A 16,307-nucleotide genomic window follows, 5' to 3' on the forward strand; every position below is an offset into this window, starting at 1 on the left:
GGTCAGGTGCGCGGTTCCGACATCAATCCCTTGACCAGGGAAACACAGCCCAGCAGCAGGACGATGGCAAACGGTAAGCCGGTGGAAACCGCCATGGCTTGCAACGCGATCAAACCGCCGCCCAACAACAGCGCAATAGCGATCACACCTTCGATGATGGCCCAGAACACCCTCTGTGGAACCGGCGCATCGACCTTGCCGCCAGCAGTGATGGTGTCGATGACCAGCGAACCGGAATCCGAAGAGGTGATGAAAAACACGATCACCAGCACGATACCGAGCAGTGACGTGATTTCCTTGAGCGGAAGCCCTTCGAGCATGGCAAACAGCTTGAGCTCCAACACCGCATCCTTGACCCCACTCAGCCCCTGGAGGGTGGCTTGGTCGATGGCTGTCCCGCCAAAGGTGGTCATCCACAATACCGACACCAGCGAAGGCACCAACAGCACCGAGATCAGGAACTCGCGAACGGTACGGCCGCGACTGACGCGGGCAATGAACATCCCCACAAACGGCGACCAGCTGATCCACCAGGCCCAGTAGAACGCCGTCCAGCCTTGGGTGAATTCAGTGTCTGTGCGACCGAAGGGGTTGGACAATGCCGGCAGGTACTCGGCGTAGGTCACCAGGTTCTTGAAGAAGCCGGTGAGGATCGCCAGGGTTGGTCCCACCACGATAATGAACACAAGCAACAACAGGGCCAGGCCCATGTTGATTTCGGAGAGCAGCTTGACGCCCTTCTCCAACCCGGCGAGCACCGACCACAGGGCAATCAGGGTGATGCCGATGATCAGCACGACTTTGCTCACGCTGGTCGATTGAATGCCAAACAGGTGTTCAATCCCCGCAGCGGCCTGCTCGGCACCGATGCCCAGCGAAGTCGCCAGCCCGAACAGGGTGGCGAATACCGCCAGGATGTCGATGATATGGCCGGGCCATCCCCAGACGCGCTCACCCAGCAGCGGGTAGAAGATCGAGCGTATCGACAGCGGCAAGCCTTTGTTGAAGGAGAACAGGGCCAGGGACAACGCGACAATGGCGTAGATGGCCCAAGGGTGCAGACCCCAGTGGAAAATGGTCGCGGCCATGGCCAGGTCGGCGGAGGCTTTCATATCGCCCGCCGCACCGCCCAGAGGCGCCCAGTCGGTACGCGCCCCGCTGGCGTCGAGTGTGACACCGCCCATGGCGGCAGCGTAATGGGACATGGGTTCTGCCACGCCGTAGAACATCAGGCCGATGCCCATCCCGGCGGCGAACAACATGGAGAACCAGCCCACATAGGTGTGGTCCGGCGTGGCATCCTGACCGCCCAATCGAACCTTGCCCAAGGGCGAGACGATCAGCGCCAGACACAGCACTACGAAGATGTTGGCCACGCTCATGAAGAACCAGGCCAGATGCTTGGTCAACCAACTGCGCATGGCGCTGAAAAGCGGTTCGACTTCATTCTGCAGTGCAAGCGTCACGATGACGAACAGCAGAATGGTCGCCGCGGAGATGATGAAAACTTTGCCGTGGATATCCAGAGAGAAAGAGAACTGACCTCGGATATTGTCTTGCCCGATCACGTAGTCGGTGTCGATGAGATTGGCTTTGCCGCTGGGGGCTGGTATCCCCTCTGTGCCGGTTGACTGGGGTTGTCCTGATAGATCGTCTACAGGGTTTTTTCCCACGAGAACCTCCTTTTGTTATCCGCGCGCTTGGGCGCGCATGGTCTGATAAGCCCCGCTGTTCCTATGGTAAAAACGAGATGTGTGCGCATGTATCTTAACAAGCTTATGAGCCAGTCTGGGACATTGCGGCCGTTCAAGCGTTCCCCGGCTGGGAAAATGGCCCGTGCGCGAGCCCTCAGGGGACCGGCATCACGGCTGGGAAAAGCCTGAATCGCAAAGAAAAAAAAGGCGCCGGGATTGCCCCGGCGCCCTTTGATCAGCCTGTGTGTCGCTCAGCTCACTGCGCGGCGCGTACCTTGGCAATTTCGTCGTACATCATCTTCACCAGATTGGCATCCAGGGACTTGGCGAACTTGTCGATCACCGGTTGCACACGCTCGCGAAAGCGATCTTTCTCGGCCGGGGTGATCTCGTTCACGGTCATCGCACCGGCCAGTGTTGCTTTGGCCTTGTCCATGCTCGCAGCGGTGACTTCCCGCTGGTACTTCTGCGCCTCGGCGGCGGCCTGGCGGATCAGGTTTTTTTCATCCTCATTCAGACGGCTCCAGGTTTTCTGACTGATGATCAGCGACTGGGGATTGAAGATGTGGCCGGTCACCGACAGGTACTTCTGCACCTCGAAGAACTTGTTGCCCTCAATCACCGTGAAGGGGTTCTCCTGGCCGTCGATGGTGTGCTGCTCAAGGCCAGTGTAGACCTCGGGAAACGCCATCGGCACCGGGTTAGCGCCCAGGGCGGTAAAGGTTTCCAGGTAGATCGGTGACTGGATCACGCGAATCTTCAAGCCCTGCATGTCTTCAAGCTTGGCCACTGGATGCTTGCTGTTGGTCAGGTTGCGGAAACCCAGGTCCCAGTAGCCCAGGCCAACCAGCCCTTTGCTGTCCAATTGCGCCGCCAGTTTCTGGCCGACCGGCCCGTCGATCACCGCGTGGGCTTCTTCGGCGTTGTTGAACAGGAAGGGGAAATCGAGCATCGCGAAATCCGCTGCCTGGGCGGCCAGGATGCCGGAGTTGAGCACGGTGATGTCCAGCGTACCGCCCTGCAGGGCCGAGACCGTCTGCACGTCACCACCCAGGGTTCCGCCGGGGAACAGACGGACCTTGAGCTTGCCGCCGCTCTTCTCGCTCAGCAGGTCGGCGAACTTCTGTGCGCCCTGCCCTTGGGGGTGCTCCTTGACGTTCTGGAACGCAAATCGCAGGGTACGCTCGCGGATCTCGTCCGCGTGGCTGACCACGCTGCCCAGCAGCAGCCCCGTTGCACATGCCCCGGCCAACAAGGTTTTCATCAGTTGTCCCATGTCACTCTCCGATCATTATTGTTTTAGAAGTCGAGCTACTACCGCTTGCACCGGCGTCAACCGGTGAAGAATTTCAAAGGTCCCAGAACCAGTTGCGGAAACAGGACCAGAAGGAACAGCACCGCCAGTTGCGCGAGCAGGAACGGCCACACGCCACGAACGATCTCTTCGATATTGAGTTTCGAAACCCCGCTCACCACATTGAGCACGGTACCCACCGGTGGCGTAATCAGGCCGATGGCAGTGTTGATGAGAAACAGCACGCCGAAATAAACCGGATCGATACCCGCCTGGGTCACCGCTGGCATCAGCACCGGGGTGAGGATGAGGATGGTGGGCGTCATGTCCATGACCGTACCGACCATGATGATCAACAGCATGATCACCACCAGGAGCAAGGTCGGGCTGTCCATGAACGGTTCGAGCACTGCCGCCAACTGGCCCGGCAAGTCGGCAATGGTCACCAGCCACGAGGACACCATGGCCGCCGCCACCAGGAGCATCACCACCGAGGTGGTCTTGGCCGAGGACAGGATCACTTCGTACAGCTGGCTGACTTTCATTTCCCGGTAGATGACCAAGGACACAAACAACGAATAGACCGCTGCCACCACCGCCGCTTCCGTCGGGGTGAAAATGCCGAACTTGAGACCCAGGATGATGATCAGCGGCAGGCCCATGGCCCAACTGCCCTCGACCAGGGCCCGCATCACTTCGGCCCGCGAGCGCTTGGGTGGTGTCTGCACATGCTCGCTGCGGGAGATGAACCACCAGGCGATGGCCAGGGCGACACCGAGCATCAGACCCGGCACGATCCCGGCCAAAAACAGCTTGGAAATCGATACCCCGGACGCCACGCCAAACACAATGAAGCCAATGCTCGGCGGAATGACCGGGGCAATGATGCCTCCGGCGGCAATCAAGCCGGCCGAACGCGCCCGGTTGTGCCCCGCCAGCACCATCATCGGCACCAGCAAGGCCGCCAGCGCCGCCGCGTCGGCCACCGCCGACCCCGAAAGCGATGCCAACAGGCAGGACGCGATGATCGCCACGTAACCCAGGCCGCCACGCTTGTGTCCCACCAGCGCCATGGCGATGTTGACGATGCGTTTGGACAGGCCGCCGGAGTTCATCACTTCGCCGGCCAGCATGAAGAACGGCACAGCCATCAACGGAAAACTGTCGGCACCGTTAAGCAGGTTCTGGGCGATGATTTGTGCGTCAAACAGATCCAGATAAAACATCAACGCCACACTGACCACCAGCAAGGCAAAGGCAATGGGAATGCCCAGCGCCATGCTGCCTATCAATGACCCGAGGAAAATAACCAGTGTCATGGGCGGGTACTCTTGATGGGGTTATGGGCGATCACTTCGGCGGCGTCGTTGTCCTTGACCATGACCATTTCGTCATCCCTGAGCTTGCCGAACAGCGCCAGGTAGAGCTCATAGACCAGGATGGCGGCGGCGCTGGCGCCGAACACCAGGCCGGCAGCGTAGAACACGGCCATCGACAAACCCGAGGCCGGCGCGACCACATCCAGGTTGATGACCGCCTGCTGCCAGCTGCCGCTGAAGATCAGCCAGCAGATGTACAACATCATCAGGTGCCCGATGACCAGGCAGAGGCGCTTGCCGGCCGGAGGCAGGCGTTTGACCAGACTGTCGAGCCCCAGATGGGCACGGTCCTTGAGCGCCACCAAGGCGCCGAGAAAAATCATCCAGACGAAGAACCAGCGCGACAGTTCCTCCGAGACGCTGATGCCTGAGTTGAAGGCATAACGCAGCACCACATTGCCGAACACCAGCACGATCATTGCGACCATGCACAGCACAATCAGCAGTTTGAGCAGTTTGAAATACAGATCGACGACCTTTGTCATCTTGAAGACCTCCCGGACTTGTCGAGCACCGGCATCTCGCAACCGGCGCGATAGGACCGCAACGATGGGCGGGGAGCTATCGGGTCAGGACACAGCGACTGAGCGTTGTTCCGGGGCCGGAGCAACGAAGCGAGGGATAGGGGCTGAGCGCTTGCAGACGGGTACGCATGGGGGTTCCTCAATTTTTTATTATGGTCTTGGTCAAGCTGAGCAAGAGGTGTTGCGCCTAAAATGTACCAACCGGTTAGTTCGGTCAATCACCTTGGCGGGAGGCCCACACAAAGCGTGCGATTATCGGATAAGCGTGTGGGCCGGCTTATCCGGTCTTTTTCCTGTTCGACCCCGTGCCCGAGTGCGTTTTTTTATTTATCAACAGACAACTTTATTTATGAACTAGCGCCACACAAAACTGTTCAACTCCGCCGATCTGAAAATCCAATAATAAAATTGAACCTTATTTAACTTCCGCACTTCACCGGCAACCCGCCAACTCGATAATACTTCCAACCTCGACAACAAACAGGCGTCATTTCAATGACAAACATCCAGGCACCTTTATATAAAGCGGCGCCAGAAATAAGACCTCGATAGACCTGGCGTGATCAAGACGCCCTTTCCAGCACTCAATAAATCACGAAAAAACCTTATTATTCAAAATCTTATACTATTTTAATTTCAGAATAAGAGCGCAACTTTCCAACCTCCCCTCAACCCGTCTTAGTCAAAACAACAAAATACCTTTCAAATAAAACTTTGCGCCCGTGTTCTTTGGTGTTATTACTTCGCCGCTCCAAACTGCAATAGGCCATTACGCAACTTTTCCGCGTGCGTAACGCGCCTGCCTGATATTGGATCCCACTTAATTCAACTTGCTTGTTTACTCAAACGCATGATCGCGCTTGGGCGAACGGCTGTGCAGCGCAGCAAACTGCGCGAGGAAGGGCGTCATCGCTACTCATCAGTCACGGATCAGGATTCTTTCGATCTTCGGTACCCGTCCGGAAGCCATCAAGATGGCACCTTTGGTCAAGGCCCTCGCCGCCGAACCGGGCATTGAGTCGCTGATCTGTGTCACCGGCCAGCATCAGAGCATGCTTGAGCAGGTGCTGGACCTGTTCGATCTCAAGGCGCATTTCACCCTCAACGTGATGACGCCGCACCAGACGCTCAACTCGCTGACGGCTGCGTTGTACGGCGCGATCGACCCGGTGCTGGAACAGACCCGGCCGGATCGGGTGCTGGTCCATGGCGACACCACCTCGGCCATGGTGGCTTCGATGGCCTCCTTTCATCGACGCATTCCCGTGGGCCATGTGGAAGCCGGGCTGCGCACCGGCGATATCTACAGCCCATGGCCGGAAGAAATGAACCGTCGTTGCATCGACCTCAGCGCCGACCTGCTGTTTGCCCCCACCGCCCAATCTCGCGATAACCTGCTGGACGAACGTCTGCAGGGCCGCTGCCTGGTGACCGGCAATACCGTCATCGATGCGTTGCAGATGACCGCCCGGCGCATCGAGCAGGATGCACAACTGCGACAAGCACTGGACCAGCAGTTCCCGTTCCTGCAAACCGGACGCAAGCTGCTGCTGGTCACCGGCCACCGCCGGGAGAACTTTGGCGAAGGCTTCCTGGACATCTGCAAGGCCTTGCGTCACTTGGCCCAGCGTCCCGACATCCAGATCGTATACCCGGTGCATCTCAATCCCAGCGTGCTGGGCCCGGTGACTGAACAACTGGGTGACCTGCTCAACGTGCACCTGATCAAGCCTCTGGATTACCTGGCGTTCGTGCGCCTGATGCAACACGCCCACGTCATCCTCACGGACTCCGGTGGTGTGCAGGAAGAAGCGCCGTCCCTGGGCAAACCGGTGCTGGTGATGCGCGACGTCACCGAACGCCCCGAAGCCGTAGCTGCGGGTACGGTGCGTCTGGTCGGCACCTCCCCGGCCTCGATCATTGCCGGCGTGGACGCACTGTTCGACGACAAGGCCTTGTGGCGCCGTGCGTCTCAGGCAGCCAACCCCTATGGTGATGGCAAGGCCAGCCAGCGCATCGTCGATACCCTGATGGGGCGCCCGGTGGACGAATTTCTCGTGGGCCAGTCGCAATTGCCCCAAGGCTGGGCTCACCCACCGATGTACGCGCCACGGCAGTTGCTCGCCTCCTAATCGCTGCTCCCCCTTATCAGAATCGAGATTTACCTGAATGAAGCCTTCCGTTGCCATCTCTACGGGTGCGCTCAGCGCCCTTGCCTGTGGCCTGAGCCTGCTTGCGCTCATGCCAACCTTTGCCCTGGCTGCCGACAGCCCGCTCACCCAGGCAATCCATCGGCTCAACGCCGATACCCGCCAGGAGCGCGAAGTCCGCTTGAGCGACCTGGGCATCAGTGCGCCGATCCTGCTGGGCGCCAGCGATTCCCGACGGGAACTGTATCTACCCGTGCCGGCCGGGGTTGCCCTCAATGAGGCGACCCTGCAACTGGACGCCAGCTATCTCAATGGCGAAGGGGGCCGCAACACCCTGCTGCTGTCGCTCGATGGCTACCCAGTGCGCGCCGAAGGACTCAGCGAGCCGCAAGGCAGTGCCAGCGCCACACTGGGCGTCGACAAGGCTGCGCGCGACAACGGCCTGGTGCGGCTGGGCATTGCCTGGTCTTCGGTGGTCTCCCGGCCGTTGTGCGAAGACGACCGGGTCATCGGCAACGTGCTGCGCATCCAGCCCGACACACGCCTGAACTACAGCTACGACGCCAGCCAACTGCAGGATGTCGGTGCCGCCTGGACGGCATTGCCTGCTCAACCCGGGATCCTGGTTGCACCGGGTTCGTTGTCCGCCGACAGCTATGACGCGGCCTGGCGATTGGGCGTGGCCCTGGAGCGAATGGGCAAGCACAGCCGCATCTTGCCGTTCCCTGCCGTACAAGACAGTGTGGATTTGAGCGCTCTGCGCATCCCGGCCGAACTGTTGAGCCTCCCCGCCTTCGCCAGCCTCAACGCGAAGGGTCAGCACAGCCTGGCCAACCCGGCTGAGATCGGCGCGCTGCTGATGCTGGGGCAAACCCCGAACGTACAGGCCGATCTGGCCATCAACGACCCGCAATTGCTCCAGGCCATCAATCAGTCCCTGGATGCGTTGCAGAGTCAGGTCCAAAGCGTCGACCCAACGGCGGCCAGTGCATTGACCCAATGGCGCGCACAACACGTCAACGCAGCCACGGCAGGCGCCGGTCCGGACGATGTGCGCCTAGCGCTGCTGGGTACTCGCCCGGTCCTGATGATCGCCCCGCACGCCACCGGCAAAGCCCTGTCGCTGCTTGGTTCAGCGTGGAACAAACTGGCGCGCAGCCGTCAGTTGACCGTCAGCCAAGCGCAAACGCCTTTGAGCAACGATGGCCGCGTGGCCCTGTCGCGACTGGGCGGCGCACCTGGCACCTATGACGTGGCCTCCCGATTCGACTGGAGCACTTCGTTCCCCTTGGGCAGCGTGGCGTATGACGGTCGCTTGCCGGTAACGGCCGTGGTGGATCTATCCGCGGCACCGGGGGCTTCACACACCCCGCCCGTGGCCTCGCTGTTTTTCAACGATTTCCTGATCGGTGCCCAGCAGTTGACCACCGATGGTCAATCACAACGTATCCAGGCCCATATCCCCAGCTATGCCCTGGGTTCAAAAAACGTATTGCGCGTCTCGTTCCAGCGCCAGCCTGTCAGCGATCGCTGCCTGGAAACACCCCAGGCCTTCCCGGTAGCGGTGCTGCCGAGCAGCCATATCGTGCTGGAAAAAATTGCCCTGGACGACGGTTTCTCCGGCATGGCCGCGCGCTTCGCCGTGGCGACCCAGATCCTCGTTCCCCAGGCATACCTCGACCAACCGGCCGCCAGTCTGGCCCGGGTGATCTCGGTGGCCGATGCCGCCGGTGTTTCACCGTTGCGCGCGCAGTTAAACGTCAGCGCCGATCCCAAAGCCGTGGTCAGCCCGGACAAAGCCTTCCTGGCGTTCGAGTTGCCGCTTGAGGACAGCAAGGAATCGGTCCTGGTCGATGAACAGGGACGTCTGCGCATCAACCATGAAGATCACTTGCTGCTGGATGTGCAGCCCCTCAACCAACTGGCTTCGCTACAAGTGGTGCAAGCCTCGGGACAACATGGCCTGGTGTATCGGACCCTGGGCAGCCAAGCGCCCGACTTCGCCCAGCCGATTGTGCTGACCCGTGGCGATGTGGCGATTCTCGGCGACAGCGGCGCGGTGACGATCATCGACAGCAAGGACCCCAGCGGCAGTCGGTTGCTCGGCCGTGAAGAACCCAAAGGGCTGGATGCCTGGCGTAAACCCTCGCTGCTCTGGCTGATCCCTGGCGCCATTGTGTTGTTCCTTCTCCTGTTGCTGGCTGGCCGTAGCGCCCGTCGCAATCGCCAGTAACGGTACCCTTCGATGACGTCGCTTTATTGGCCCTATTGGCTGGCCCACTACTACAACTACCTGGAAGCGGCGACCATCGTCGTCGCGGTGGTGATCCTGATCTCCAGCCTGGACGACCTGATCATTGACCTGTGGTACTGGTCTCGCCGCCTGTACCGCAAGCTCACCGCGGACCGCAAATACCGGTCGCTGACCGTCGACCAACTGCTGGCCCGGGACGAACAGCCCCTGGCGATCATGGTGCCGGCCTGGCTGGAATACGACGTCATCGCACCGATGATCGAGAACATGGTTTCGACGCTCGATTACCAGAACTACGTGGTCTTCGTCGGCACCTATGTCAACGACCAGCGCACCATCGACGAAGTCGAGCGGATGCGCCGGCGCTACAAGCAACTGCACCGCGTGGAAGTGCCCCATGCCGGACCGACCTGCAAGGCCGACTGTCTGAACTGGGTGATCCAGGCGATCTTCCTGCACGAGAAAACCCATGGCATGACCTTCGCCGGGGTGGTGTTGCACGACAGCGAAGACGTGCTGCATCCATTGGAATTGCGGCTGTTCAACTACCTGCTGCCGCGCAAGGACATGATCCAGTTGCCCGTGGTGTCGCTGGAGCGCAACTGGTACGAATGGGTGGCGGGCGTCTACATGGACGAGTTCGCCGAATGGCACGGCAAGGACCTGGTGGTGCGTGAAAGCATGACCGACACCGTGCCCTCGGCCGGCGTCGGCACCTGTTTCTCCCATCGCGCGTTGCGGGTACTGGCCGGCGAAACCGAAAACCAGCCGTTCAACACCGACAGCCTCACCGAGGACTACGACGTCGGCGCGCGGCTGGCCAAGGTCGGCATGAACGCCATCTTCGTGCGTTTCCCGGTGCAGTTTCGGGTGCTGCGCAAATCCTGGTTCCGCAAGCCCTACGAATCGACCCTGACAATGCCACTGTGCGTGCGCGAGTTCTTCCCGGACACCTTCCGCACGGCGTTCCGACAAAAGGCCCGCTGGACCCTGGGCATCGGCCTGCAAGGCTGGGAACAGATGGGCTGGAGCGGCTCGTTGGCCAACCGCTACCTGCTGTTTCGCGACCGCAAGGGCGTGGTGACGGCGTTCGTCAGTATCATCGCCTACGTGATTCTGGTGCAGCTGCTGGGCTTGATCATTCTGCGCAACAGCGGCTGGTGGGACGTCACCTTCCCGACGCCCTTTGAAACCAACGACCTGATCAAATACCTGCTGGTGGCCAACGGCATTGCCCTGCTCTGGCGGATCCTGCACCGTTGTTATTTCACCACCGTGCTGTACGGCTGGCAGCATGGCTTGCTGTCGATCCCGCGCATGCTGGTGGGTAACTTCGTCAACTTCATGGCCGCGTCCAGAGCCTGGCGGATGTTCCTGGTGGGCAAGGTGATGAATCGCAAACTGGTCTGGGACAAGACCATGCACGACTTCCCTTCCACCGACCTGGTGGCCATCGCGCCCCGCCGCCTGGGCAGCGTGTTGCTGTCCTGGCAGGCCATTACCGACACCCACCTGCAGAGTGCCCTGGACCAGCAACAATCACGCAACATGCCCCTGGGGCGCATTTTGCTCAACAACGGCTGGCTGGACGACGAAACCCTAGCCGAAGCCATCGCGTTCCAGAATGACCTGCCCCGGGTCTTCGACGTGTCGCAAAAAGCCGCCGCCTCGACCTCGTCACTGACCGGCGAGTTTGCCCTGCGCTGGCGGGTCATTCCCCTGGGCCGCAACGCTGACGGCTGCGAACAGATCGCCGTTGCCAACCCCCTGTCCGACGAAGGCCTGCAACAGATCGCCGCCGAACTGGGCAGCGAGCCGGTGCAACTGATTGCCAGGGAAAGTGAAATTCTCGCGCTGTTGCGCCAATTGCCGGAACGCAACGGCCACGCCGTACCGAATGCCAGTGCACCGCTACTGGGTGACTTGCTGATCGAAATGGGCCTGCTCGATCGCGATCAGTTCAGCCGCGCCATGTTGCAGTATCGACCGCAGCACCACGGTCGGATCGGCGATTACCTGGTCGACAGCGGTGTGCTGCCCCGGGCCACTATCGAACAGGTGGTGGCGCGTCAGCACAGCGTCTACCCCATGGAGCTTCCGGCATGAACCGCGCCCTTCTGACCCTCTTGGCCACGGGGCTGAGCCTGATACCGGCCGTGGCTGCTGCCGAAACCTTGCCATTGCCGTTGTCCGGCCCGGCCTACACCGCCGCCAACCAAGCCTACAGCGCCTACGAGCGCAAGGACTACGACCTGGCCATCGCCAAGGCGCGCGAGGCCCTGCGACTGCGCGCCGACGTGACGCGTCTGCACACCCTGATCGCCATGGCCGAACGTGACAAGAAACGGCGCGACCAGCCCCGGACCGCCGCTTCGTCCGCCGTGGCCGCGGCACCGGGCTTCATGGCCGCCACCCAAGGGTACAGGGCCTATGATCGCGAACGGTTCGGTCTGGCTGCGCAATCGGCTCGCGAGGCGATTGCCCAGGCTCCCCGTCGCCGGGAGTACCGGCTATTGCTGATCGACGCCTTGCAGCGCCAGCATCTTCTGGTCGAAGCCGACCAGGCTGTGGGCGAGGCGCTCAGGGTCTTCGCCAACGATGACGCGCTCCTGATGCGTCGAACGGCGATTCGTCGCCAACTGGCGGCGCCGCTGGCGGTCCAGGGCTACCGTGCCTTGCAGCAAGGCGATGCGGTGCTGGCCGTGGACAAGGCTCGCCAAGCCGTGGCTTGGGCTCCGGAAATCGCCGCCAACCAACAATTGCTCAACAGCGCGCTGCTGACGGCCGAGGATCGCGACGCACCGATTCTCGAGTGCCAGGAAAGTACCTTCGGCCTGACGTGCGCCACCCGGCCGGATAATACCGAAGGACAGGCACCGGTCAGTGATTTGCAGCTGGCCTATGATTCAGTCCGGGCCGGTGACGACGAGGCGGCCCACGCCGCGTTCCGCAGGGCCGATGCCAGCACCCGGCTCGCCCCGGCAGCGGCTCAGGATGCAGCTTACAACGCCATGCGCGTTCATGAAGACGACGAAGCGGTGGCGTATTTCAAGCGCGTCATCGATGCCCAGGCAACCGCTGAGTCGCCCATGTCAGCACAACAGCTGTTCGATACCCGTCGTGCCGTGGGCGACATTTCACGCACCATGGGCTTGACCAGCACCACCAGCTATCGCGGCAACAGTTCCAGTGGCCTGAGCGCTGCTCCGGGCACCAGCAACAGCGGCAGCCAAAGCAATGATCAACTGCAGAACAGCACTGAGCTGTCCTGGCGGCCGCTGGGGTATCGCAATGCGCGTTTCGTCGAACTCTACGGGCGCGTCACCGACACCCTGTGGAGCAAGAACAGCGACTCGGACACCGGTGCGGATGCCTTGCAAGGGGCGCTGGGGGTACGGATCAAACCCTTCAGCTCCATCAACATCATGGCCGCCTTTGAACGCACCTTTCCCCTAGGCTCCTCGAACGTCGAGGGCGACTGGCTCGCGCGCCTGGGCTACGGTTCGAGTATCGGCACCGACCTGCGGGTCGATGCGCCCAGTTGGTGGACTTCGCAGCTGTACGCCGAAGTCGGTCAATACATCAACGACGAACGCAATTATTTCAACAGCGAATGGCAAGTGGGACGCAGCTATGCCATCGGCGGTACCGGCTCGCGCTGGGTGACCTTCCCCCATGTCGTGGCGGCGGTCGACTACGATTCCAAGATGAAAAGCGGCGCCGACGGTGACTTCTCGTCAGGCAACGCCGGCGGGATCGGCGTGGGCAACAACGTACGCTACTGGTTCCGCGAAGACGCCTACAACGCCCCGCGCTCCTATGTGGATTTTTCCCTGCAGTACAGGGCCAGGGTATTTGGCGAGGAACGCGCCAAAGGCGTGTTCGCTCGCTTGACCTACTCCTATTGAGGCCGTTGATGTGATGTGCAATTGCAAGAAGACGCTCGCTTGAAAATCTTCGGCCATATCATCAGTCGCACAGCTGTGGCGGCGCTCTCGCTGGCCACGGCCCTCGGCGCAGGCACAGGGACGTATTACATGATGAACCAGGAGGTTGCACCGAACATCGTTGGCATCGTCTGGCAGCCAGACAACCAGACCGTGGGCATCAAAGGCAACTGGGAAAAGCTGGGGGTGCGCGAGCTGCTGGTGCAATGGACGGTGGTGGATGACCAGGCCTTCGTGCCCGGCACCGGCCTGCCCAGCGTGCCGCTGCTGCCTGACTGGGCGCGCATCGCCAAGGCGCCCTGGGCCCAGGATGTCATCCTCGGGCTGGCCGGCCATTTCAGTGAAAACCGCTCCAGGGACAACATCGAGCAACTGGCCACGGTGTCGGAGCGCATTGCGCAACTGCCGACGCCACTGCACGTGACTGGGTGGTACTTTCCGGCCGAGGTCGATCCCAGCTGGTCTCGCGCCAAGGAACTGCCCGCCTTGCTGGCCAAGCTGCCGCGCCCGTTGTGGATCAGCGTCTACGACGGCGCCAACATCGGCCCCGCCGCCACTGCCGACTGGCTCAAGCAATGGTTGCCGGACGATATTGGCGTGTTCTTCCAGGATGGCGTCGGCGTCTACGCCCGCACCGCCCCGGTGGCCCGGGACTACGCCGACACCCTGCGTGACCGGCTCGGGAAGGATCGCGTGCGGATCATCGTCGAAGCCTTCCGCCCCAAGTTCGGCGGCGGCTTTCGCTCGGCCACGGTTGCCGAACTCACACCCCAACTGGCCGCCTATGCCGGCTATCCGCTGTACCTGTTCGACGGCCCCCATTATCTGACGCCTGAGTTGGTGGAGCAGCTGGAGCAATCCTTGGCCAAGCCGTGATCATGGCTCGAGGCCTTCGTCCTGGCCTGGCCCCATAGATTTGTATCGCTGTGTATATGAACGGCGAGTTGATACGAAATCGCTGACTTCGAGCCTTGCCGACACACAACGTCGATACACCTTCGCGTTTAACTGTGATCACCGGACAACAGCACACCCGTTGCCACCGGCCCACTCAATCAAGCGCAAGGAGAATCACCATGTTCACTTTCTCGAAAGTTTCGTCCCTGGCAATCGCTCTGACACTGATGGGCGGGCTCGGCCTGTCGAACATCGCTTCGGCCACGGCCATGAGTGCAGCGGCGAAGGGTCAGGCTGCACAGTTGGTGGTTGAAGGCGGCTCCGATCGTCTGAGCCAGAACCGCGTAGCCGAGGGTGGCTCCGATCGCCTGCTTCAAAACCGCGTGGCTGAAGGTGGCTCCGATCGTCTGCTTCAAAACCGCGTGGCTGAAGGTGGCGCTGATCGTCTTCAGGAACTGCGCGAACGCAACGCTTAAGAGTTGCCGATAGCCGTGCCGAGTTTGGATCGAAGTCTCAGCGCAATGGATTATTCGGGGTGAGGGAGCTTGCCCTCTCACCCCGAATGTTTGCCTGGCTCACGGCTTGATGTTCTTCAGCTCGTTGAGCAGCGCCAACAGTTGCTGCATCTTTTCTTCACCAAACTGGTCTTCGATGCGGCGATAGTTGCTTTCCATCCCCTCACTCATCGACACGAAGCACTGCTGCCCACGCTCGGTCAGCCCTACGAAAACCCGACGCTGATCCTGGCTCGACTTCTGCCGACGCACCAGCCCATCACGCTCCAGACGGCTGAGCACACCGGTCATGCTGGGTTTGAGGATGCAGGCCTGATGAGCGAGCTGGTGGCTCTCCAGCTCTCCTTGCTGATGCAGGATACGGATCACCCGCCATTGTTGTTCCGTAAGGTCATGCTGGTTCAGCGCCGGGCGGAAAAAAGCCATGGCCGCTTCGCGCGCTTGCAACAGGGTCAGTGTCAATGAAGGTCTGGGGTTGGCCATGTTCGGACTGTTTGGATGGACGAGCTGGCAGCTTAGTGTTGCGGACAAGCGGCTGCAAGAAACAACGCCGCGCACTGGACGGCTGCATGACGCCGGTGGCGAGTGCTCCACCAGCAGCGACGCTCAACGCAACCCCGATTGCCGCTGGCGATACTCCCCTGGTGTGAGCCGGGCGTAGCGCTGGAAGAAACGACTGAAATACGCCGGGTCCTTGAACCCGAGCTGGTAGCAGATTTCATTGGCTGAACTGCCGGTAAACAACAGCAACCGCTTGGCCTCCTGCATCAGCCGTTCCATGATCAGCTGCTTGGAAGGCAGGTCGGCGATCCGTCGGCACACATCGTTGAGCCGCGCCTCGGTGACGCCGATGCCCTCGGCGTAGCGCGACAACGGCCAATGTTGCAGATAGTGAGCTTCGATCAGCTCATTGAAGCGGTGGAAAATCTTCAGGTCCTCATGCCGGGCCGGTCGTGCCTGCAGAGAATTGGAACACAGACGCAGCAGACTGATCATGATCAGCCGCGTCAAACCGTCCAGCGCCGCGCTGCGCCCCGGCCGCTCGGCACAGACCTCCTCGCTCAGCTCCTCGAACAGATACTCCAGTCGCCGCACCTCCCCCGCCTGTTCCGGCCCCAACTGCGCCAACGCAACGCAGGCCGCAGGCATTTGCACACCCGCCGGCGCCAGGCTCGGATCAGCGTCGATCAACTGCCACACCAATTGCTGACGAACGGTCAACACATGCCCGTCACTGTCGGCTTCGGTCACAAAAGAATGGGGAATGGTGGGTGGCGTAAGGAAAAACATAGGCCCGGATTCGACGTATTGCTGGTCGTCCAGATACACCCGTACGGCGCCGCTTTTCACGTAGTGAACCTGAAAGAAACGGTCATGCCGATGCACCGGCATATTGCGACCGAAGAAACCCGCCAGGTTGGCAAGCCGATCGTAGTGAACCTCGGCATCGCTGTAACGCTGGTCGTACACCTGGCCAATGTTGATGTTGGGGATTGGCTGACGGTCAGTCATCACGCATTTCTCGTTTTTTATTCTGATTCAGGCAGCGGCTTGGATTCATCCTGCGCCGATTTCCCGAGGGCAACCAGTGTCCGGTGATTCTGCCACGCTTGACGATAGTTAACATCTTAATTATAACTGTTAACACATTAA

Annotated in this window: 12 protein-coding genes; 6 read left to right on the top strand and 6 right to left on the bottom strand. The window is 60.8% G+C overall.

The genetic code is table 11. From position 1 onward, the window contains the following. Positions 1–2 precede the first annotated feature (2 nt). From HQ912_RS16170 to HQ912_RS16185, 4 genes are all read right to left on the bottom strand, one after another. Positions 3–1,673 (bottom strand): BCCT family transporter, encoded by a 1,671-nt coding sequence (locus HQ912_RS16170; RefSeq protein WP_173407022.1) that lies wholly within the window; start codon positions 1,671–1,673, stop codon positions 3–5. Positions 1,674–1,950: 277 nt separating this feature from the next. Next, on the bottom strand, positions 1,951–2,970 hold the full coding sequence (locus tag HQ912_RS16175) for a TRAP transporter substrate-binding protein (protein WP_047229889.1): 1,020 nt from the start codon (positions 2,968–2,970) through the stop codon (positions 1,951–1,953). Between the two features lie 56 nt (positions 2,971–3,026). Further along, positions 3,027–4,307, bottom strand: a complete 1,281-nt coding sequence (locus HQ912_RS16180) for a TRAP transporter large permease subunit (protein ID WP_047229890.1) — start codon at positions 4,305–4,307, stop codon at positions 3,027–3,029. Beyond that, a complete protein-coding gene (locus HQ912_RS16185) occupies positions 4,304–4,852 on the bottom strand; it encodes a TRAP transporter small permease (protein WP_047229891.1) in 549 nt (182 codons plus the stop codon). Before HQ912_RS16185 ends, HQ912_RS16180 begins: the two co-directional genes overlap by 4 nt. Positions 4,853–5,865: 1,013 nt before the next feature. On the opposite strand from HQ912_RS16185, the gene wecB reads away from it, so the two are divergent. The 6 genes from wecB to HQ912_RS16215 all read left to right on the top strand — a co-directional run bounded on the left by wecB (position 5,866) and on the right by HQ912_RS16215 (position 14,615). Next, positions 5,866–7,023, top strand: coding sequence for a non-hydrolyzing UDP-N-acetylglucosamine 2-epimerase (gene wecB / locus HQ912_RS16190; RefSeq protein WP_409936829.1), 1,158 nt, complete (start codon positions 5,866–5,868; stop codon positions 7,021–7,023). A gap of 37 nt (positions 7,024–7,060) precedes the next feature. Then, a complete protein-coding gene (locus tag HQ912_RS16195) occupies positions 7,061–9,274 on the top strand; it encodes a hypothetical protein (protein ID WP_107321720.1) in 2,214 nt (737 codons plus the stop codon). A 12-nt stretch (positions 9,275–9,286) separates the two neighbouring features. Next, positions 9,287–11,401, top strand: coding sequence for a glycosyl transferase family protein (locus HQ912_RS16200; RefSeq protein ID WP_047229894.1), 2,115 nt, complete (start codon positions 9,287–9,289; stop codon positions 11,399–11,401). Then, positions 11,398–13,203 carry an NfrA family protein gene (locus HQ912_RS16205; RefSeq protein WP_173407023.1) on the top strand — a complete coding sequence of 602 codons (1,806 nt, stop codon included), beginning with the start codon at positions 11,398–11,400 and terminating at the stop codon, positions 13,201–13,203. The genes HQ912_RS16200 and HQ912_RS16205 overlap by 4 nt, the downstream gene beginning before the upstream one ends. A 39-nt stretch (positions 13,204–13,242) precedes the next feature. After that, positions 13,243–14,118, top strand: coding sequence for a hypothetical protein (locus HQ912_RS16210; RefSeq protein WP_076386684.1), 876 nt, complete (start codon positions 13,243–13,245; stop codon positions 14,116–14,118). A gap of 200 nt (positions 14,119–14,318) precedes the next feature. Then, positions 14,319–14,615 carry a hypothetical protein gene (locus HQ912_RS16215; protein WP_047229897.1) on the top strand — a complete coding sequence of 99 codons (297 nt, stop codon included), beginning with the start codon at positions 14,319–14,321 and terminating at the stop codon, positions 14,613–14,615. 99 nt (positions 14,616–14,714) lie between these two features. On the opposite strand, the gene hpaR is transcribed toward HQ912_RS16215, so the two are convergent. Both hpaR and hpaA read right to left on the bottom strand, forming a co-directional pair. Next, positions 14,715–15,137: a homoprotocatechuate degradation operon regulator HpaR gene (gene hpaR / locus HQ912_RS16220; RefSeq protein ID WP_047229898.1), complete on the bottom strand. Its 423-nt coding sequence runs from the start codon at positions 15,135–15,137 to the stop codon at positions 14,715–14,717. A 123-nt stretch (positions 15,138–15,260) separates the two neighbouring features. Next, on the bottom strand, positions 15,261–16,166 hold the full coding sequence (hpaA, locus tag HQ912_RS16225) for a 4-hydroxyphenylacetate catabolism regulatory protein HpaA (RefSeq protein WP_076385117.1): 906 nt from the start codon (positions 16,164–16,166) through the stop codon (positions 15,261–15,263). Positions 16,167–16,307 lie beyond the last annotated feature (141 nt).

The organism is Pseudomonas sp. MPDS, assembly GCF_013283895.1.
GTDB classification, from domain to species: domain Bacteria; phylum Pseudomonadota; class Gammaproteobacteria; order Pseudomonadales; family Pseudomonadaceae; genus Aquipseudomonas; species Aquipseudomonas rhizophila.

Coding starts and splice junctions, on each gene's coding strand:
- HQ912_RS16175 (WP_047229889.1), bottom strand. CDS start 2,970: ATGGGACAACTGATGAAAACCTTGTTGGCCGGGGCATGTGCAACGGGG.
- HQ912_RS16180 (WP_047229890.1), bottom strand. CDS start 4,307: ATGACACTGGTTATTTTCCTCGGGTCATTGATAGGCAGCATGGCGCTG.
- HQ912_RS16185 (WP_047229891.1), bottom strand. CDS start 4,852: ATGACAAAGGTCGTCGATCTGTATTTCAAACTGCTCAAACTGCTGATT.
- wecB (WP_409936829.1), top strand. CDS start 5,866: ATGGCACCTTTGGTCAAGGCCCTCGCCGCCGAACCGGGCATTGAGTCG.
- HQ912_RS16195 (WP_107321720.1), top strand. CDS start 7,061: ATGAAGCCTTCCGTTGCCATCTCTACGGGTGCGCTCAGCGCCCTTGCC.
- HQ912_RS16200 (WP_047229894.1), top strand. CDS start 9,287: ATGACGTCGCTTTATTGGCCCTATTGGCTGGCCCACTACTACAACTAC.
- HQ912_RS16205 (WP_173407023.1), top strand. CDS start 11,398: ATGAACCGCGCCCTTCTGACCCTCTTGGCCACGGGGCTGAGCCTGATA.
- HQ912_RS16215 (WP_047229897.1), top strand. CDS start 14,319: ATGTTCACTTTCTCGAAAGTTTCGTCCCTGGCAATCGCTCTGACACTG.
- hpaR (WP_047229898.1), bottom strand. CDS start 15,137: ATGGCCAACCCCAGACCTTCATTGACACTGACCCTGTTGCAAGCGCGC.
- hpaA (WP_076385117.1), bottom strand. CDS start 16,166: ATGACTGACCGTCAGCCAATCCCCAACATCAACATTGGCCAGGTGTAC.